This window comes from Halobacillus litoralis (genome assembly GCF_020171725.1).
Classification (GTDB): Bacteria; Bacillota; Bacilli; order Bacillales; family Halobacillaceae; genus Halobacillus; species Halobacillus litoralis_F.
In genome coordinates, this window is record NZ_JAIVAJ010000002.1 from 62,711 (window position 1) to 82,128 (window position 19,418).

Sequence of the window (19,418 nt, forward strand, 5' to 3'; positions counted from 1 at the left end):
TTTTTCTTTTTATTCACATTCTTAATCGAAAAACCGCTTACAATGTGTTATACTATTTCTGAAAATACGAGAATAAAGTATATCATATATAGGGGGCTATGGTGATGAACAAAACGAAGATTGCAATTAATGGGTTAGGAAGAATTGGTCGGATGGTATTCAGGAAGGCTGCAATGGATCCTTCTATAGAGTTGATCGCGGTCAATGCCAGCTATCCGGCAGAGACCATAGCGCATATGTTGAAGTATGACAGTGTTCACGGGCGGTTCGATGGAGAAATTCGCCCTGTTGAGGACGGCATTGAAGTCAATGGACATCATGTCAAACTGTGCTCAACACGTAACCCACTAGAGTTACCGTGGGCCGACCTGGGGATTGATGTCGTCATTGAGGCGACTGGAAAGTTCAGGACTCAGGAAGAGGCTGAACTTCATATTGAAGCAGGCGCAAAGAAGGTCATCATTACAGCCCCTGGCAAAAATGTTGATGCCACCGTTGTGATGGGTGTAAACGAACAGTCTTACGTGCCGGGTGAGCACGATGTCATTTCCAATGCATCCTGTACAACCAACTGTCTGGCACCCGTTGTGAAAATACTTGAAGACCGCTTCGGGATTGAGAACGGACTGATGACGACCGTTCATGCATTCACCAATGATCAGAAGAACTTAGATAATCCGCATAAAGATCTCCGCCGTGCCAGAGGATGTACGCAATCGATCATCCCAACGTCCACCGGAGCTGCCAAAGCGCTCGGAGACGTGATTCCATCGCTTAAAGGAAAGTTGAATGGAATGGCTTTGAGAGTTCCGACACCGAACGTATCGTTGGTCGATCTTGTGGTCGACGTGAAGAAGGATGTGACGACAGAAGAAATCAATCGCGCATTCAAGGAAGCGGCTTCGAATGATATGAGCGGGATTCTCGAGTTTAATGATGAGCCGCTTGTCTCGATCGACTACACGACATCCCCTGCATCCGCAATCATCGACGGTCTCTCCACGCAGGTCATGGACGACCGAAAGGTGAAAGTGCTTGCTTGGTATGATAATGAATGGGGATATTCCTGCCGGGTCGTCGATCTTGCGAAATATGTCGGACACTTTATGAACCGAGAGACGACAGCCCGCGTTTCCTGACTAGCCATATAGACCGTTGTATCCTATAATGAACATTGCAGGTAAAGTGTTAGAAAAGCTTCACGAAATGGAACAAATAAACCTTGCAATGTCGGGTTAAACCGTATATACTTCTTTTTGAACTTCTGAATTCCTAGATATTTCATGTCTACTCCAAGGGTTAGGACCTCTCAGGACTAACTTTCCCCCATGGTAGTTCATGGCAGTGGTTTAGAAGAAAAAGAAGTTATTGTATAAAGGGGGATCCTAAAATGGATACAATGGGAAGACATGTAATTGCTGAATTATGGGATTGTAATGAAGAGAAACTGAATGATATGTCGTATATAGAACAAGTTTTCGTAGATGCTGCTTTAAAAGCTGGAGCTGAAGTGCGCGAGGTAGCTTTTCACAAGTTTGCTCCGCACGGTGTCAGTGGAGTCGTCATCATTTCGGAATCACACTTGACGATTCACAGTTTTCCTGAGCACAAGTATGCAAGTATCGATGTCTATACTTGCGGGGATCGCATCGATCCAAACGTTGCCGCACATTTCATCGTAGAAGCGTTGGAAGCAGGAAAGAACGAGACGGTAGAAGTACCAAGAGGTATGGGACCTGTCGAAGTTCAGCAGTCACGCGCTCTTTAAGAATGGTAAAGCCACACAGCCCGCTTAACAGCTGTGTGGCTTTTCTTTTCCATTGGAACCGTGTTTTCTCCCGGCTTTTCGCTTCATCCTGGGGCTGCCTTTCCCTCTTTCTTAAAAACGTGTTAAAATAAAGATAGAATATGTCGAAACGTAAGGAAAGGGATTGAGGATTTGAAGGCATTTATCTCGAAGTACTTGAGTAATCATTCAGAAACAGATGAAAAGCACAAGGATAGTCAGCTGGTCACACACTATTACAAAGCGAAGCACGGCGATATCTTTCAAGGTGTGGAGGGGTTATTTGATCCTTCGAATATCGTAGCAGCCTCCAAAGAGCGAGGCGAAATTACGGTTCGTTATAAGGGGAAGAGGCGTGCTTTCGTTGTAGCGACCGTCATTATGGTACGCCCGTTCAGAACGGCTGTAGACTTCTCTGTCACGACTGATTCAGGGGGTCCTGTTGATTTCGGATACAGCCGTAACTTGATCATAGATTTTTACAAACAACTAGACAGTGAGTTTACCGTTATCGACCCCGACTGATCGATAGATGAAATTGAACACGACGTGGAGTTGATCAAAGTTGAAATGTCCAAATTGCCACTATAAAAGTACAAAAGTGCTTGATTCAAGGCCGATTGAAGAAGGTCAGGCCATCCGCAGACGCCGTGAGTGCGAACAGTGTGAGTTCCGGTTCACTACTTTTGAACGGATTGAAGAAGTGCCTCTTATCGTAGTGAAGAAGGAAGGTACGCGCGAAGAATTCAGCCGTGAAAAGTTGATGCGCGGACTTATACGCGCCTGCGAAAAACGCCCCGTTGCGGTGGAAGAGTTAGAACATGTAACCATTGATATCGAGCGTGAGCTCAGGAATCGCGGAGTTTCTGAAGTGATGAGTAAAGATATTGGAGAAATGGTGATGCAGCGTTTATCTGATATCGACGAAGTAGCCTATGTTCGTTTTGCATCTGTTTATCGACAATTCAAGGATATAAATGTCTTTATCGACGAATTGAAGGATTTAATTAAACAGGAAGATGAGGAGTGAGCCTTGGCGTTGGCTCATTTTCTTTTTTCCTGCCGTTACGAAGGTGTTAAGCAGCATCTTAGAAGGGGTTCTGCTTAACGTCTTCGTTCGTAAAGAAGCGAAGTGTGGAGGTGTATGGGATGAATTCATCCATCGGTAAACTTTTACCCGTAGACGGGTTTAAGCTTATGAAACGTGGTGAAAGCCCTAAAGGAACGGAAAGAGCGATGACCCATTTGTACCAGCCGATAATCGGAAGGCTGGCTGTGGCGCTATACCAAACGTTAGTCTCGGAATTTGAAATCAACGGAAGTGAAACGGCTCAAACCCATCATACCTTGATGTCTTATTTGTCGGCTCCACTTGATCAAATCTATGAAGCTCGTAAGTATTTGGAAGCAATCGGACTGATTCAGACGTATCAAACGAACGACGCGAATGCTCAACGAGAATATTTTTATATCTTGAACCCTCCCTTTTCACCGGAAGAATTTTTCCGGGATAACATGCTGTCCCTTCTTCTTTACCATGAAATTGGAGAGAATAAATACAAACAATTGAAATCCAGGCTCGTGCGCCCTGAGTTATCATTGGAAGGGTTCGATGAAGTGACAGCAAGCTTTGACGAAGTGTTCCATGCCATCACGACGAATGGACCGGTGTCGGTGAGTGAACCGAAAGCAGAAGGCAGCCAAGCGGGGCCGGCTTACCTGGACAATCGGGTGGACTTCGAATGGTTGAGTCAGTCATTAAAGGATAAAATGTATGTGAGTGAACGGATTCTTACAGGCGCTAACAAACGGATCATTTCCCAATTAGCTTCTCTATACAACCTTTCCTCTCTGGAACTTGAGAAAGCTGTAACGTGGGCACTGGATGAAAACCACCAGCTGATCATCGAAGAGCTGAAGACGGCTTGTCATGACTTTATGAAAGAAAAGCCGACAGCGAAGAAGGATCATCAATTGGATTTGAGAGATAAGGTCCAAGTTGAATCCAGTGACGAGAACAAGAGTAAGCGGGACCAGCTTGCCGAGCGCTTTGAACAAATTTCCCCGCGTGAACTTTTAGAAGATTTATCGCGGGGGAACCATGCCGCCGATCAAGATTTAAAAGTCGTGCGCGATATTATGACGGAACAAGGGTTGTCCCCAGGTGTCATGAACGTATTGATTCATTATGTCATGCTGCGAACGGATAAGAAGCTCTCCAAGCCATACGTCGAGAAGATCGCCAGTCACTGGGCGCGTAAAAATGTCCAAACGGTTCATCAGGCGATGAGTCTGGCAACAGCAGAGCACCAGAAGTATCAGCAGTGGGGTCAGCAGAAAACATTCCAGCGAAAGAATACCAAAGAAGAGGTTATTCCGGATTGGTTCTACAAACAGAAGAAACGAAATCAGACCCCTACAGGAGACGAGTCGGTGGATACGAATGAACTAGCCGAACAGTTGAAACAGCTGACGAACCGAGGGAATTCATAAATGAGAGAGTGAGGTGCCGGAATGGAGCCGATCCAACGATCCTTACAGAAGTGGATGAAAGATAATAAGCAATTTCAAAAGAGAATGAATCATATGCAGGAAGAAGTGCTGCATTCACCCGAAGTGCAGCAACTCAAAGAAAAGCACCCGGACTTGACGGATGAAGCTCTTAAGAAACATCTGATTAAACTATATGAGTATCAATCCCAATCGAAAAACTGTGAGAAGTGTCCTTCAAGAGAAGGCTGTATCAATATGTTGAAAGGCTACGTCCCTCGCCTTGAAGTGGAGGACCAGGAAATCAAGCTTGCCTATGACAAATGTGTGAGACAGAAAAAATATGAACAGCAGGAAAAACAGCAGTCCTTGATCAAGAGTCTCCACATTCCAAGGGAGACTTTAGAAGCGACACTCGACCGGATCGATCCTCACGATCCTGCGCGTGGGCAGGCAGTGAAAGAGACTCTTCAGTATATTCGAAATTTGGGAGACGAACTTCCTCCTAAAGGCTTGTACTTCCACGGCCCATTCGGTGTAGGGAAGACCTTTTTCCTCGGAGCGATTGCCAATGAACTAAGTGAAAAAGGCATTCCTTCGATGCTCATTTACATGCCGGAGTTCGTCCGTGAGATCAAGAATTCAATCAAAGATGATTCGATGAGTGAGAAAATCCAGGCATTCAAGGAAACGCCCGTTTTGATGCTGGATGATATCGGAGCAGAATCACAGTCTGCATGGTTCAGAGACGAGATCCTCGGTTCGATTCTGCAGTACCGTATGATGGAACGTCTGCCCGTTTTCTTCAGCTCGAACTACAGTCTCGATGATTTGGAAAAAGTCATGATGACGAGCAACCGGGGCGACGTTGAAAAAGTGAAAGCTCAGCGCATAACCGAACGGATTCGGCAGCTCAGCACCACAGTGGTCGTAAATGGCGAAAACCGCCGTTCATAACATCATATTTTTCGCGAAAAGCTTTCTTCGTCACGCCAACGACGAAGAAAGCTTTTATTATTGAAGGGAGAATAGCATGAACACCAATTTCTTCACATAAATATAAGATGGATAGACAACCTTATACCTATTTAAGAGAAGACTTTTCATATAAACAAACACCGGTAGGAAAGTTGGGATGGGGAGGAATCTTGGTGGTATTCATACATTTTTCTAAAAAATACGAAGCGCACTTCTTCTACAAGATTGTGGTGCGCGAACACAAACGGTGGTTATTGAATGACAGCGGGTTGGATGTGTTTCTTGATGATGAGAACGTATGTGAAAAAACGTACGATGAAATTTTCCAAGCGTTCAGAGAGCTGATCCTTGCCCGCAAATGGCTCGGCTGGGTGGAAGGGATACTGAAGCACCGTTACTACTTCTCGGATCAGGAGGAAGTGGAGCGCATCTTGGAGATCAGCCGGGACTTTGAGGATGAGGAACCTTCCGGGCTCTCCTTGCCGCCTGTTTATGATGCGCTTGATCGAACGTTAAGAAGCGAAGTAAAAGGCTGTGCGTATGTGTCCTTCGATGAGCTGGCTGTCGCCTGTCTTGAGTCGGTTCATGAACAACTGATTGACTATACCGGGTTCTTAATTGACGAGTACAAACAGGAAGAGGCGTACCAGCTTCTGCTGCACTCGTGGAGGGAGCGTGTTCATTACAGAGACACGGGAGTCCAGCGCCTCCATCTGCTCGATGAAGGAGAATGGGTGTATTTCCATGACGAAGGCAATCCGATCAGTTCATCTGAGACCGACCTCTATCTGAAGCAGTATCCGGATGAGTCCGTTCGGGGTCTGCCGGAGAACTGGAGTGTCACGCCTGCCCTCGTCCATGCCCCGAATGAGCTCATCATTTACACCGATCAGCAGGGAGGTTCAACCTTCCTACTGCTGCAAAATATCTTTGAAGAAAAAGTGATTTGGAAAAGAGTTGCTGAATTTCCTTTTTAAAATGTCTTGATTTCATGTCCGCCTCTCGGATATAATATGTACATACAAAATTATAATGGCTTGGATAAGGACATGAGCATAGAGTTACGCATGGTTAGAGAAGGGAGTCACCGGCTGAAAGCTCCCCGATGTTGTCTCGTATGTTTACCACCTTGGAGCCCTGTTCGTGAACGGTTGACTAGTAATGAACAGCGTCCGGTCCGCGTTAAGGATGAATAAAGCCGTACAATCCGTGCGGGAACTTTGGGTGGAACCACGTGTGAATACGCTCGTCCCTTAGCAGTTAATGCTGAGGGGCGGGCGTTTTTTATATTATTTAAAAAGGAGTGTTACAAAATGGCGAATGCGATTCAAATCACTTTTCCAGACGGCAATACAAAGGAATTTGATCGGGGGACGACAGGAGAAGAGATTGCTCATTCCATCTCTCCAGGCTTGAAGAAGCAGTCACTTGCGATCAAGTTGGATGGTGAACCATACGACTTGCGACGCCCGATTGAGAACGACGGGGCGATTGAAATTTTGACATATAAAAATGCTGAGGGACTTGAGGTGCTGCGCCACTCATCCGCTCACTTGATGGCTCAGGCAATCAAACGACTTTACGGAGAGGTGAAGTTCGGTGTTGGTCCTGTCATTGAGAACGGGTTCTATTACGACATTGATATGGAACAGTCGCTGACACCGGAAGACCTTCCTAAGATTGAAAAAGAAATGCAGCGAATCGTTGATGAGAACTTGGAGATTCAACGTATTGAAGTTTCCCGTGAGGAAGCGAAAGAGAAATTCCGTGAAATCGGGGATGACTTGAAACTTGAGCTGATCGATGATATTCCGGAAGGCGAGCAAGTAACCCTTTATCAGCAAGGTGAGTTCTTCGACCTTTGCCGTGGGGTACACGTTCCGCAAACAAGTAAAATCAAGATCTTCAAGCTGCTCAGCATTTCTGGTGCTTACTGGCGCGGAGACAGTGATAACAAAATGCTTCAACGTATTTACGGTACAGCGTTTGAGAAGAAAGCGGACCTTGAAGAGTACCTTCACATGCTTGAGGAAGCGAAAGAGCGCGACCACCGTAAACTTGGTAAAGAGCTTGAGATCTTCACTGTTAACCAGAAGGTCGGTCAGGGACTTCCTCTATGGCTGCCGAAGGGTGCGACGATCCGTCGTACAATCGAGCGTTACATCGTTGATACAGAGGAGCGCCTGGGGTATGACCACGTGTACACGCCTGTACTAGGTAACGTGGATCTCTATAAGACAAGTGGACACTGGGATCACTATCAAGATGACATGTTCCCGACTATGGAAATGGATAATGAAGACCTGGTTCTTCGTCCGATGAACTGCCCACACCATATGATGGTCTACAAAAACCAATTCTACAGCTACCGTAACTTGCCGGTACGTATCGCTGAGCTTGGTACGATGCACCGACACGAAATGTCCGGAGCTCTTGCCGGCCTGCAGCGTGTTCGTGCTATGACATTGAATGATGCTCACATTTTCGCTCGTCCTGATCAGTTGAAGGATGAGTTCAAGCGTGTTGTTAACCTCGTTCAGCGCGTCTACAAAGACTTCGGCTTGAACGATTACTACTTCCGCCTATCTTATCGCGATCCTGCTGATAAAGAGAAGTACGTGGATAACGATGAAATGTGGAACAAAGCTCAGGCGATGCTGAAAGAGACAATGGAAGAAATGGAGCTTGAATACGTTGAGGCAGAAGGGGAAGCAGCTTTCTACGGTCCGAAGCTTGATGTTCAAGTGAAGACGGCTCTAGGAAAAGACGAGACGCTTTCCACTGTTCAACTGGACTTCCACCTCCCAGAGCGCTTCGATCTGACATACGTCGGAGAAGACGGAAACGATCACCGCCCGGTTGTCATCCACCGTGGAGTGGTGTCGACAATGGAACGCTTTGTTGCCTTCCTGATTGAAGAATACAAAGGGGCCTTCCCGACATGGTTATCTCCTGTACAGGCGAAGATCATTCCGGTTTCCGTAGAAGCTCACCTGGACTATGCGAAGAAACTCGAAGACGAACTTCGTGAAGCGGGAATCCGTGTGGAACTCGATGATCGTAATGAGAAAATCGGATACAAGATCCGTGAAGCTCAAATGCAGAAGGTACCATTCCAGCTGGTTGTCGGTGACCAGGAAATCGAAAACGACGCTGTGAATGTCCGTCGCTACGGGGAGCAGGATTCAGAGACGAAGCCTGTTGCCACATTCAAAGAAGAAATCCGAAACGAAATCGATCAGAAGCTTCTTCGGAAGTAATGATGAAACCCCGCAGACTAAGTGTCTGCGGGGATTTTGTTTACAGTGGAATCATCGATGAAAAGAATACTAGGAAAGAGGGAATCGTCCAGCAGCTTAAAAAGGAAGGCATTTAGAAAAATATGCATTTCAGAAAGCAGATCCCACCTGTCTTGCAAAGGATTCCCTTTCTCAATTCTTAAGAAAGTCTTGATTTTTATGCCTTCATCCCTTATTGTAATAAAGGTAGTCATGATTATCTGCATGTTATAGTTGACATGTTGATAAGGGCGTGCTATGATAGTTAGGTAAATGAATGAACGGATCTAGAGACAAGTAGAAGCACCCGCTTCTCACCTGATCGACGCATACGCAGTTGGCAGGTCACGAATTCCTTGAGATTGACAGGATCAGTGTGGGTGCAGTATGTGTACCGACGCTTTTTTTATGTCTTCAAAACCTTGTCGATGACAGATCTTTTATACGTTTTCTCTAATACGATGGAGGTGGCTCAATATTAGCAAGGATAATATGAACGTCAATGAAAAAATCCGTGCCCGTGAAGTCCGTCTGATCGACGTGAATGGCGAGCAGCTTGGAATTAAATCCCGTAACGAAGCGCTTGATATTGCTGCAAACGCAAATCTGGATCTCGTTATGGTCGCTCCAAACGCGAAACCTCCAGTTTGCCGCGTCATGGACTACGGAAAATATCGTTTCGAGCAGCAGAAGAAAGAAAAAGAAGCTCGTAAGAAACAAACGGTTATTAAGGTGAAAGAAGTTCGCCTTAGCCCGAACATTGAAGAACATGACTTCAACACGAAGCTGCGTAACGCACGCAAATTCCTATCTAAAGGCGACAAAGTGAAAGCATCTGTTCGTTTCCGCGGACGTGCAATCACTCACAAAGGATTGGGACAAGAAGTTCTTGAGCGTATGGCTGAAGAATGTAAAGACATTGCCACAATCGAGACGAAGCCGAAGATGGAAGGTCGTAGTATGTTCTTAATGCTTGCTCCTCTAGCAGAGAAGTAAGGAACTGAATTAAGTAAAAGGAGGAAATTCACATGCCAAAAATGAAAACCCACAAAGGTTCTCAAAAACGCTTCAAAAAGACTGGAACAGGTAAGGTGAAACGTTCTCATGCTTTCACTAGCCACTTGTTCGCTAACAAATCTACAAAACAGAAGCGTAAATTGCGTAAAGATGCACTAGTTTCTGCTGGAGACTACCGCCGCATCAAGCACATGCTTCCAAAAGACTAATCTAACGATCGAAACATATAGGAGGGATTACCATGCCACGAGTAAAAGGTGGAACAGTGACACGTCAACGTCGTAACCGTGTCCTTAAACTAGCAAAAGGTTATTATGGTTCAAAACACGCACTATTCAAAACTGCAAAGCAGCAAGTAATGAAGTCAGGTCAGTATGCTTACCGTGACCGTCGTCAGAAAAAGCGCGACTTCCGTAAGCTTTGGATCGCACGTATCAATGCTGCGGCACGTATGAACGACATTTCTTACAGCCGTATGATGCACGGACTTAAGCTTGCAGGTATCGAAATGAACCGTAAGATGCTAGCTGATCTTGCTGTGAACGATGAGCAAGCATTCGCAAGCCTTGCAGAGCAAGCTAAATCTGCTCTTAAATAAATCTAAGAATTAAAGCCATTTCCGTTCGGTAGGAAATGGCTTTTTTTAGATGGTAAGAAGGAATACCGGACGCTTGATTCCTTGAGTGTGACCGGATTACGTCTAGAGGAGGGATACTTATGCCGATTTGGGGACTGATTATCTTTTTCTATCTGTCTGTCATGAACATCACGATGTATGTGATGATGTGGTCGGATAAGAGAAAGGCAGAACAGGAGAAATGGAGAATCAAAGAACGTACCCTTTGGACAGTTGCTTTTCTCGGAGGAGCAATTGGTGGGTGGCTTGCGATGCGTTTGTTCCGTCACAAGACGAAGCGGACAGCGTTTGCCATCGGTCTTCCAGGACTTTCGCTTGTGTACTTAACCGTTCTGCTTTTTCTGGAAAGATTGTTCTAGCCTCTTTGTTCAGCTCATAAGCTGTAGACAGGGAGGGGGATGCAATGGGCGAGACATCATCGACAATCCTTCAGTGGTTGGAACATCAAGAGTCTTTAGCTCCGCTCTTATTTATCGCCATACATTTGCTGCGTCCACTATTGTTTCTGCCTGTCATGCTCGTTTGTATCACAGGTGGAGTGCTGTTCGGCCCGATTGCCGGTACAGCCTATTCAGTTGTTGGGACGATGCTTTCAAGTCTTCTGTTCTACCGCACGATCCGGCTGCTGCCGTCAGGGTTTGATCGGTTAAAGGGATTGAAGGAAAAATGGTTGAACAAACATGCACGCCTGTCCGTTCAACAGGTGGCGATACTCAGGTTGGTGCCATTTATCCATTTTCATTTATTATCTTACTGTTTACTCGAAATCAGTTCAGACTTTAAAAGTTATACGAAATCATCCTTATTTGCTAATCTTCCGCTCGCTGTCGTATATACGTCTGTCGGGCAGTGGCTCTCGTTATTCTCGATTCCGGCTATGATTTTATTTTCGGCCGGACTTATAGCGGTGTGCTTTTTCATACGGAAAAAATGCGAGGTCGTGCTTTGGTCGGATTTCTTCCAGACGCCATCCTCTCGCGCCGGTTGATTGCATAAGAAATCCCCAAGGCTGCAAGTGCAGCCTTGGGGATTTTTGTTCTGTTTAAAGCCGTCCTCATTAGTTGTCATCCTTCAACGGGGTAATCATGAGCCGGTTGATCGGATACTTCCATTCAATAGAGGCATACGGATAGCGGATTAGTATTTCTTTTTCCATGAAATACAAATCTTCTCTCTCAAGCCCTTGAAGCTGCTCGGGATTCTGGGCACTGACGTAAATGGTCACGACTTCAAAGGCGTGGTCTGTCGTACCTAAATATTTCTCTCCTTCGAAATCATACCCTTTATACGTCATCAGGAAGTTCTGCTTCGTGTTCTCTTTGTTATCATGGAAGAAGAATTCCTTGTTCTCACGAGCCGTGTCCAATTTCCGTTTCGGGTTCACGATAAACTGATAGATGGTATAGATGATAAACGCTAGGGCAATCAGGAGTAACAGTCTGAATAGTAAGATGATCATACGGTTTGTCCCCCTACATCTGGGTTATTAGCATACATACGATTGACCGTGTCGTTTTGTTTCAAAAAATGATACATTTGATAAGGATATTTTTTGTGAGGAGTGACAGAGACGTGAATTGGAATACATTATACGACATGCAGAAGCAGTTGGATCAATATATTGAAGAGCAGCACAAGCTCCAACCTGCACAGCATACCGATCAAAAGACATTGGCCTTATTAGTCGAACTTGGGGAGCTTGCCAATGAAACGCGATGCTTCAAATTCTGGAGCCTCAAAGGTCCGAGTGAGCGGGACGTCATCTTAGAAGAGTATGTAGATGGTCTGCACTTCCTATTATCTTTAGGGCTCGACCTCGGCTTCGAGTATCAGCCGAAGCCCGTCTCAGCCTTCCATGATCAAACAGAGGCATTCCTAGAGATGTACGCGAAAGTGGAAGCGTTCCGTCTTCAAAAGGGGAATGAGAGCTATCAGGATATGTTTGCTGCGTTCTTACGTGTCGGTGAGACACTCGGAATGACGGAACCGGAAATCATGGATGCCTACTATGTGAAGAATGAGAAAAATTACAAGCGTCAGGAAGAGGGCTACTGAAGCCTTCTTTTTGTGAAATCGCTTTTAACGTATTATAATAGAAGGTGGAATTCAAAGAGAGGATGAGTACATATGTTCAAAAAAGATGAAACATTGACGATGCTCAAGGATTTAACCGACGCTAAAGGCGTGCCGGGTAATGAAAAAGAAGCTCGTGATGTCATGAAGAAGTACATTTCTCCTTATGCGGATGAAGTGTTCACAGATAATCTTGGCAGCCTGATTGCCAAGAAAGTCGGAAACAAAAAAGGACCAAGCGTGATGGTCGCTGGCCACTTGGACGAAGTTGGTTTCATGGTGACGCGCATTGATGATAACGGGTATCTTTACTTCCAACCGGTCGGCGGCTGGTGGAGTCAGGTTATGCTTGCTCAGCGTGTGACGATTATGACACGTGAAGGAGATCTTACGGGAATCATCGGTTCCAAGCCTCCACACATTCTGCCACCTGACCAACGTAAAAAAGCAGTGGACATCAAGGATATGTTCATTGATATCGGTGCTTCTAGCCGTGAGGAAGCGGAAGAGTTCGGCGTGAAGCCGGGAGATTCTGTTGTCCCTTACTTCGAGTTCACTCAGATGAAAAATGAAAAAATGCTTCTTGCCAAAGCGTGGGATAACCGTATTGGTTGTGCAATCGCGATTGAAGTCCTGAAGCGTCTGAAAGGCGAAAAACACCCGAACGTCGTATACGGTGTCGGAACGGTTCAGGAGGAAGTCGGTTTGCGCGGTGCGCGCACTGCAGCGAACATGATCAACCCTGATATCGCCTTTGGTGTCGACGTTGGAATCGCTGGTGACACGCCGGGGGTATCCGATAAAGATGCTTCCAGTAAGATGGGTAAAGGACCACAGATCATCCTTTACGATGCGTCTATGGTTTCTCACAAAGGACTACGTGACTTTGTGACGGATACAGCGGATGAGAAAGAAATCCCTTATCAGTTCGATTCCCTTGCTGGTGGCGGTACGGACTCCGGTGCGATTCACTTGAGCCATGATGGTGTTCCTGCGCTTTCGATTACGATCGCAACGCGCTACATCCACTCTCATGCGGCTATGCTTCACCGTGATGACTTTGAGAATGCGGTACAGCTTATCGTAGAAGTGATCAAAGGACTGGATGCTGACAAAGTGAACGAAATTACTTTCAACTAATAAAGAGAAAGAGCCAGCCCGTCAATGCGGGTTGGCTCTTTTTACATTTGTTTCAAGCTGTTTTCAAGTGTTTCTAAGATCTCCTGGTGGTCCTGCTCATCGGAGTTTTCCCAAAGCAGTTCAAAGAAGACGCCGAGTCCCGGAAGCATTTTCTCTTCCCCTTTTTGAAGGGCATCCATAATGGTGGCTTGCAATTGTTCCGCATCGTGACCGCTGACATTTTGTAAAATGGCTTGTCGCAAGTTCAAGTTCATGAGTATCTCTCCTTTCGTTCGAAGGTTTTCATCTGTATTAGTTTGACCAAACCATAAGCCTGTATGTATGATGAACAAGAAATGAATAAAAAATGAGGGAAACATTGATGATTACATCTATACAAAACCAAAAAGTGAAAGAATGGAAAAAGCTACATAAACGAAAAAACCGAAATAAAGCGAACGTATTTCTCGTCGAAGGCCACCACCTGGTCGAGGAAGTGCTGAAAAGCGATTTTGTCGTAAAAGAATTAATCGTCCGCGAAGGTGTCGAGGTCGAAGTGCCGGATGGTGTGGAGCGAACGGATGTCAGTGAACAGGTTTTCGCTGAGATTGCCGAAACCGAAACGCCTCAAGGTGTCGCGGCTGTCGTCGAGCTGAAAAGGGCAGACTATCAGCCTGGACGACTTACCTTGCTTGTCGATTCTGTGCAGGACCCGGGCAACTTAGGAACGATGATTCGTACGGCGGATGCGGCAGGCTTCAATCACGTCATTTTAGGAAAAGGAACGGTCGACCCATATAATGATAAAGTCATCCGTGCAACGCAAGGCTCTCTTTTCCACCTTCCTGTCATCCAAGGTGACCTTGCGGAATACGTGGACGTGCTGAAGGCAGAAGGAGTGGACGTTTGGGCCTCTACGCTGACTGACGCTTCCCCGTATCAGGATCTTGAAGTGCCGGATAAAGTCGCACTGATTGTCGGCAACGAAGGGCAGGGAATTGAAGACGCCATTTCGGATTTGGCTGATCAACGCGTCTATATCCCGATTTATGGACAGGCCGAGTCCTTGAATGTCGCGGTTGCTTCTGCCGTATTGATGTATCATTTGCGAAGTTAAGCTTGCAAAATTCGACGTTCTTGACTATAATTTAAAATTAGTTATGAAACGAATACACGAAAAGCTGAGAAAGAGCCAAGTAAACTGCTGCAGCATCGATCCAGGAAGGAAGCGCCATAGACTGGGAGTGTTTCCATCGTGACAGTGGTTGAAATTTCACTCTAGAGCTGACCTGTTTAAGGTCCGGTCTTCAGGCCGTTATTCAAACCAAAGTGGGCACGTATGTGTCAACAAGGGTGGTACCGCGAAACAACAACTACAAGTCTCGTCCCTTTTTTCAGGGGATGAGGCTTTTTTTATTTTTCTTAAAGGAGGAAACAGACATGAAGGAACGTTTAGAGCAGTTGAAGCAGGAAGCGCTGCAGAAAGTCGAACAAGCAACAGATGTTAAAAGCTTGAAAGATGTTCGTGTTGAATACTTAGGGAAAAAAGGACCGATCACAGAAGTTCTTAGAGGAATGGGGAAACTTTCCAAAGAAGAACGTCCGGTTATTGGTCAGCTTGCGAACGAAGTACGGGAAAACATTGCAGAGGCCATCGATTCCAAGCAGACTCGTTTCGAGGATGAGGCGCTTGAGAAACAGCTGGAAGAAGAAAGCATTGATGTCACCCTTCCAGGACGTCCGGTGCAGGTCGGTGGACCGCACTTATTGACGAGTATCGTCGAAGAAATCGAAGACTTGTTCATCGGGATGGGCTTCGAAATCAAAGAAGGACCTGAAGTAGAGACCGATTATTACAACTTCGAGGCCTTGAACCTTCCGAAGGGACACCCGGCCCGTGATATGCAGGATTCCTTCTACGTAACGGAAGAACTCCTTATGCGTACCCATACGTCTCCTGTCCAAGCACGTACAATGAATCAGAAAAATGGAGATGAAGTCGTCAAAATGATCTGTCCTGGTAAAGTGTATCGTCGTGACACAGATGATGCGACGCACTCTCACCAGTTCACTCAAATTGAAGGACTGCTTGTAGATAAAGATGTACGAATGAGTGATTTGAAGGGTGTTCTGAACGCATTTGCGAAGCAGATGTTCGGAGAAGACCGAGATATCCGTCTGCGTCCGAGCTTCTTCCCGTTCACAGAGCCATCTGTTGAAATGGACATCTCCTGTAAAGTGTGTGGAGGTAAAGGTTGTTCAGTTTGTAAGCAGACAGGATGGATTGAAATCCTTGGTGGCGGTATGGTTCACCCGAATGTTCTTGAAATGGCTGGATACGATCCGAAAGAATATTCCGGTTTTGCCTTTGGAATGGGACCTGAGCGTATCGCAATGCTGAAATATGGTGTGGACGACATCCGTCACTTCTACACGAACGATGCCCGATTCTTAAAGCAATACCATAAAGCCTAAAGGAGGAACTCACAAAATGCTCGTATCATTAAACTGGTTAAATGAACTTATCGATGTAACGGATTATAACCCTGAAGAATTAGCAGAAATCATTACAAAAACAGGAATCGAAGTGGAAGGTGTCGAGCCGGTTGCAGAAGCGGCTGAGCATGTCGTCGTCGGCTATGTCGAGTCATGCGAACAACACCCGAATGCAGACAAGCTTTCTTTATGCCAAGTGAATGTTGGCGAAGAGACCTTGCAAATCGTCTGTGGTGCACCAAACATTGCACAAGGTCAGAAAGTACCGGTCGCCGTTCCAGGTGCCGTGCTCCCAGGCAACTTCAAGATTAAAAAGACGAAGCTTCGCGGTGAGGAATCAAACGGAATGATCTGTTCGCTTCAAGAGCTTGGTTATGATGAAAAAGATGTACCGGAAGAATACAAAGAAGGGATCTTCGTATTCCCTGAATCCGTGGAAACAGGGAAAGATGCCGTTCAACTGTTGAACCTGAATGACAAAATCATCGAGCTTGGCTTAACGCCGAACCGTGCGGACGCCATGAGTATGGCAGGTGTCGCCTATGAAGTAGCAGCTGCGATCGATGGAAGCTATACGCTTGCCGAAGAGCAGTTGGAAGAAGCGGACGAAAAGGCTGCTGACCATGTAACCGTAAAAGTAGAGGATGCAGAGGCTAACCCTTATTATGGAGCTTTCGTAATTCAGGATGTCAAAGTCGGTCCATCTCCTCTATGGATGCAGAACCGCCTGACAGCATCGGGTATCCGCCCGATCAACAACGTCGTAGACATCACGAACTACGTCCTGCTTGAGTACGGTCAGCCGCTTCACGCATTCGACTACGACCGATTCGGTTCAGATGTCATCGTGACGCGCCGTGCAAATGACGGGGAAGTCATCAAGACGTTAGATGACCAGGATCGTACGCTTACAGCGGATCACTTAGTCATTACCAATGGAGAAAAGGCTCACGCCATAGCGGGTGTAATGGGTGGTGCTGAATCGGAAGTGCAGGATGATACGAAGACGATTCTTCTCGAAGCGGCCTACTTCAATCCAGCTGTCGTCCGTCAGTCTTCGAAGGACCACGGACTGCGTAGTGAATCGAGCACTCGTTTTGAAAAAGGGGTCGACCCGAACCGCGTAGAGCGTGCCGGTAAGCGTGCCGCTCAGCTTCTGCAGGAATATGCGGGAGGAACGGTTTTACAAGGTGTCGTCAGCTTCGATGAGCTGGACCGTTCGGAGAAACAAGTTTCCATTGAGACGAGCCGGATCAATGACCGTCTCGGCACAGAAATCTCACCTGAAGAGATTGGTCACATTCTCCGCAGGCTGCAGTTCACGTTCAAACAAGACGGAGAGGTGTTCCATATTTCTGTCCCGACACGCCGCGGTGATATTGAACGCTTTGAAGATATGCTCGAAGAGATAGCGCGTATTTACGGCTATGACCGTCTGCCGTTCACGCTTCCAAAAGGGGCTTCCCAAGCGGGTGGATTATCATTGAACCAGCAGCTGAAGCGTAGAATGAAAGCCTACTTCGAAGGCGCTGGCTTAGATGAGACGATCACGTACTCCTTGACGAAAAAGGACTGGGCCGAAATGCTTGTCAGCCCGGAGGTTCAGCGTGAAGCGGCATCACCTGTAGGACTTGCCATGCCGATGAGTGAAGAGCACAGCCATTTACGTCTGAGCCTGTTACCTGAACTTCTGCAGTCTCTATCCTACAACGTAGCTCGTAAGCAGAACGATCTTGCTTATTACGAAATCGGTACGGTCTTCATCAGTGAAGAAGAGCAAGTAACCAAGCAGCCGCGTGAAGTACTGCGTGCAGCGGGTGCACTGACAGGTCAGTGGATGGCTCACCCTTGGCAGCAGGAGAAGAAGGCTGTTGACTTCTTCGTTGCGAAAGGTATTGTCGAAGGGCTGAGTGAACAGCTTGATATTCCGTTCGAATATGAAAAAGCTAAGCTTCAGAACCTACACCCTGGTCGTGCAGCTGTCATCAAAGCTGGTGGCAAGGAAATTGGATTCATCGGTCAAGTCCATCCGAAGCTTCAAAAAGAATTTGGATTGAAGGAAACGTACGTATTCGACCTGAACGCCGAAGAGCTGATGGATCAATATAACAAAGAAGAAGCGTTCCAGACGATTCCTCGTTACCCATCTGTATCACGCGACATCGCTCTTGTTGTCGATGAAGAGGTGGCAGCTGGTGAGATCGCTTCTACCATTGCAGAAGCAGGGGCACCGCTCGTGAAAGATGTGCAAGTGTTTGACCTTTACCAAGGTGAGCACCTGACAGAAGGCAAGAAATCTCTTGCGTTCAACCTCCTATACTTGGATCCACAGCGTACGCTGAAAGATGAAGAAGTAGAAGCGGCACATGAGAACATTCTGAATGCCGTGAAGGAACAACACGCAGCAGAACTGCGTAGTTAATCATCGTGAGATAGAATATGAGACAAACAAAACCCGGACGATGTTTCGTCCGGGTTTTTCTTATATATCATGTTTAGATTAATGATTATAGGAGCTTCTTGGCTTTTTCCGTATTGGCAAAGTGCACTTTGGCGACTTCTTCTAACTTCTCTTCTCCGTAATGACGGATCATTTCAGCTGCGGCTCGGTCAACTTTGCCGGAGGCGCCTTTCGGGACGTCGAGGCCTGTATCCATCTCAAGCTGATTCATAGCCTTCACGAACGCCGATCGCGCGATGATCGACCCGACAGCAACCGCAATGGAATAACTTTCTGCTTTGGTCATGAAATAGACATCGTTCTGAAGAGATTGTTTTTCGCTGCGAAGGTGCTTTTGATAGACGTTCGGTTGAGAGAACTGATCAATCAGAATGCCTTTCGGTTTTTCAGGCTCGATTTTTTGAAGTAGCTTCTCGATGGCCTGGTGGTGGAGGATGGTTTTCATCTTTCCTTGAGTCCACCCTTTTCGCTGAAGTTGATTGTATTTTTTATTCGGAAGTCTAAGAAGGCTGTAAGGAATCTTCATTTCGACAATCCGCTTTGCAAGATCTGTAATCTGAGGGTCAGATAAATTCTTGGAGTCCCTCACCCCGATCGCTTTCAGTTGGTTGATCTGATGATCCTGAACATACGCACAGGCAACAGTAATCGGCCCGAAATAGTCCCCAGTACCAGCTTCATCAGAGCCGATGTGGCTTGAAGTGAACAGAGATTCGGGTGGATGATATCCGTGCTCCTGTTTTTTGGGCTTTGCTTCTTTCTTGGAAGCATCTCCCCATTTATCTGCTTCCGCTTCAGGGTCTTTGCCTTGGAAAAGGACTTTACCGGACAGGTAGGCCGTGATCACGCATGATGGTGTTTTGGCAGCGAAATAAGCATTGTTTGGAGTCGCTTTCAATTGAGTGGAATAGTGAGCTTTCATCGTTTCCAGTTTTGATTTCGGTAGTTTTAAGACAATGTGTGACATAAGCCGTTCCCTTCTATATAGAGTTCGAGATGTTCACTATTATATCAAAGCTTTTGTTTGAAAAGAACATTTGTGAAAAACATCCTTATTGGTTTCCTAATTGTCAACCTTCATGT

Annotated in this window: 21 protein-coding genes and 1 other annotated feature; of the genes, 18 read left to right on the top strand and 3 right to left on the bottom strand. The window is 46.3% G+C overall.

What is annotated here, in order from left to right; all coding sequences use genetic code 11:
- The first annotated feature begins 104 nt into the window (after nt 1–104).
- The 13 genes from LCM20_RS04545 to LCM20_RS04605 all read left to right on the top strand — a co-directional run bounded on the left by LCM20_RS04545 (nt 105) and on the right by LCM20_RS04605 (nt 11,174).
- A complete protein-coding gene (locus LCM20_RS04545) occupies nt 105–1,139 on the top strand; it encodes a glyceraldehyde-3-phosphate dehydrogenase (protein WP_225194249.1) in 1,035 nt (344 codons plus the stop codon).
- Nucleotides 1,140–1,390: 251 nt separating this feature from the next.
- Complete coding sequence (gene speD / locus LCM20_RS04550; RefSeq protein WP_225194250.1) at nt 1,391–1,768, top strand: adenosylmethionine decarboxylase; 378 nt, start codon at nt 1,391–1,393, stop codon at nt 1,766–1,768.
- A 195-nt stretch (nt 1,769–1,963) separates the two neighbouring features.
- Nucleotides 1,964–2,311, top strand: a complete 348-nt coding sequence (locus LCM20_RS04555; protein WP_225194251.1) for a cytosolic protein — start codon at nt 1,964–1,966, stop codon at nt 2,309–2,311.
- 40 nt (nt 2,312–2,351) lie between these two features.
- Nucleotides 2,352–2,816 (top strand): transcriptional regulator NrdR, encoded by a 465-nt coding sequence (gene nrdR, locus LCM20_RS04560; protein ID WP_225194252.1) that lies wholly within the window; start codon nt 2,352–2,354, stop codon nt 2,814–2,816.
- Between the two features lie 119 nt (nt 2,817–2,935).
- Nucleotides 2,936–4,279: a replication initiation and membrane attachment family protein gene (locus LCM20_RS04565; protein ID WP_225194253.1), complete on the top strand. Its 1,344-nt coding sequence runs from the start codon at nt 2,936–2,938 to the stop codon at nt 4,277–4,279.
- Between the two features lie 21 nt (nt 4,280–4,300).
- Nucleotides 4,301–5,233, top strand: a complete 933-nt coding sequence (gene dnaI, locus LCM20_RS04570; RefSeq protein WP_225194254.1) for a primosomal protein DnaI — start codon at nt 4,301–4,303, stop codon at nt 5,231–5,233.
- A gap of 194 nt (nt 5,234–5,427) precedes the next feature.
- Entirely contained in the window at nt 5,428–6,231 is an 804-nt protein-coding gene (ytxC, locus tag LCM20_RS04575; protein ID WP_225194255.1) for a putative sporulation protein YtxC, read from the top strand.
- Between the two features lie 336 nt (nt 6,232–6,567).
- Entirely contained in the window at nt 6,568–8,514 is a 1,947-nt protein-coding gene (thrS, locus tag LCM20_RS04580; RefSeq protein WP_225194256.1) for a threonine--tRNA ligase, read from the top strand.
- Nucleotides 8,515–8,821: 307 nt separating this feature from the next.
- Nucleotides 8,822–8,945 (top strand) — a sequence feature (ribosomal protein L20 leader region).
- Between the two features lie 79 nt (nt 8,946–9,024).
- Entirely contained in the window at nt 9,025–9,528 is a 504-nt protein-coding gene (gene infC / locus LCM20_RS04585) for a translation initiation factor IF-3 (protein ID WP_225194257.1), read from the top strand.
- Nucleotides 9,529–9,560: 32 nt separating this feature from the next.
- Nucleotides 9,561–9,758 carry a 50S ribosomal protein L35 gene (rpmI, locus tag LCM20_RS04590; RefSeq protein ID WP_035509568.1) on the top strand — a complete coding sequence of 66 codons (198 nt, stop codon included), beginning with the start codon at nt 9,561–9,563 and terminating at the stop codon, nt 9,756–9,758.
- Between the two features lie 32 nt (nt 9,759–9,790).
- Nucleotides 9,791–10,147: a 50S ribosomal protein L20 gene (gene rplT, locus LCM20_RS04595; protein ID WP_225194258.1), complete on the top strand. Its 357-nt coding sequence runs from the start codon at nt 9,791–9,793 to the stop codon at nt 10,145–10,147.
- A gap of 119 nt (nt 10,148–10,266) precedes the next feature.
- Nucleotides 10,267–10,545, top strand: a complete 279-nt coding sequence (locus LCM20_RS04600; protein ID WP_225194259.1) for a DUF1294 domain-containing protein — start codon at nt 10,267–10,269, stop codon at nt 10,543–10,545.
- Between the two features lie 44 nt (nt 10,546–10,589).
- A complete protein-coding gene (locus LCM20_RS04605; RefSeq protein WP_225194260.1) occupies nt 10,590–11,174 on the top strand; it encodes a TVP38/TMEM64 family protein in 585 nt (194 codons plus the stop codon).
- 69 nt (nt 11,175–11,243) lie between these two features.
- Here the strand turns inward: LCM20_RS04605 and LCM20_RS04610 are convergent, their stop codons facing one another.
- A complete protein-coding gene (locus LCM20_RS04610; RefSeq protein WP_225194261.1) occupies nt 11,244–11,645 on the bottom strand; it encodes a sigma-w pathway protein ysdB in 402 nt (133 codons plus the stop codon).
- Between the two features lie 113 nt (nt 11,646–11,758).
- Between LCM20_RS04610 and LCM20_RS04615 the strand changes: the two genes are divergently transcribed.
- Nucleotides 11,759–12,241, top strand: a complete 483-nt coding sequence (locus LCM20_RS04615; RefSeq protein ID WP_225194262.1) for a dUTP diphosphatase — start codon at nt 11,759–11,761, stop codon at nt 12,239–12,241.
- 72 nt (nt 12,242–12,313) lie between these two features.
- Complete coding sequence (locus tag LCM20_RS04620; protein ID WP_225194263.1) at nt 12,314–13,399, top strand: M42 family metallopeptidase; 1,086 nt, start codon at nt 12,314–12,316, stop codon at nt 13,397–13,399.
- A gap of 41 nt (nt 13,400–13,440) precedes the next feature.
- On the opposite strand, the gene sspI is transcribed toward LCM20_RS04620, so the two are convergent.
- A complete protein-coding gene (gene sspI / locus LCM20_RS04625; RefSeq protein ID WP_225194264.1) occupies nt 13,441–13,653 on the bottom strand; it encodes a small acid-soluble spore protein SspI in 213 nt (70 codons plus the stop codon).
- A 107-nt stretch (nt 13,654–13,760) separates the two neighbouring features.
- On the opposite strand from sspI, the gene LCM20_RS04630 reads away from it, so the two are divergent.
- The 3 genes from LCM20_RS04630 to pheT all read left to right on the top strand — a co-directional run bounded on the left by LCM20_RS04630 (nt 13,761) and on the right by pheT (nt 18,296).
- Nucleotides 13,761–14,495 carry a TrmH family RNA methyltransferase gene (locus LCM20_RS04630; protein WP_225194265.1) on the top strand — a complete coding sequence of 245 codons (735 nt, stop codon included), beginning with the start codon at nt 13,761–13,763 and terminating at the stop codon, nt 14,493–14,495.
- Nucleotides 14,496–14,818: 323 nt separating this feature from the next.
- Nucleotides 14,819–15,853 carry a phenylalanine--tRNA ligase subunit alpha gene (gene pheS, locus LCM20_RS04635; protein ID WP_225194266.1) on the top strand — a complete coding sequence of 345 codons (1,035 nt, stop codon included), beginning with the start codon at nt 14,819–14,821 and terminating at the stop codon, nt 15,851–15,853.
- 16 nt (nt 15,854–15,869) lie between these two features.
- Nucleotides 15,870–18,296, top strand: a complete 2,427-nt coding sequence (pheT, locus tag LCM20_RS04640; RefSeq protein ID WP_225194267.1) for a phenylalanine--tRNA ligase subunit beta — start codon at nt 15,870–15,872, stop codon at nt 18,294–18,296.
- Between the two features lie 85 nt (nt 18,297–18,381).
- Here pheT and rnhC read toward each other — a convergent pair whose 3' ends face one another.
- A complete protein-coding gene (gene rnhC / locus LCM20_RS04645) occupies nt 18,382–19,302 on the bottom strand; it encodes a ribonuclease HIII (protein ID WP_225194268.1) in 921 nt (306 codons plus the stop codon).
- Between the last annotated feature and the right edge of the window lie 116 nt (nt 19,303–19,418).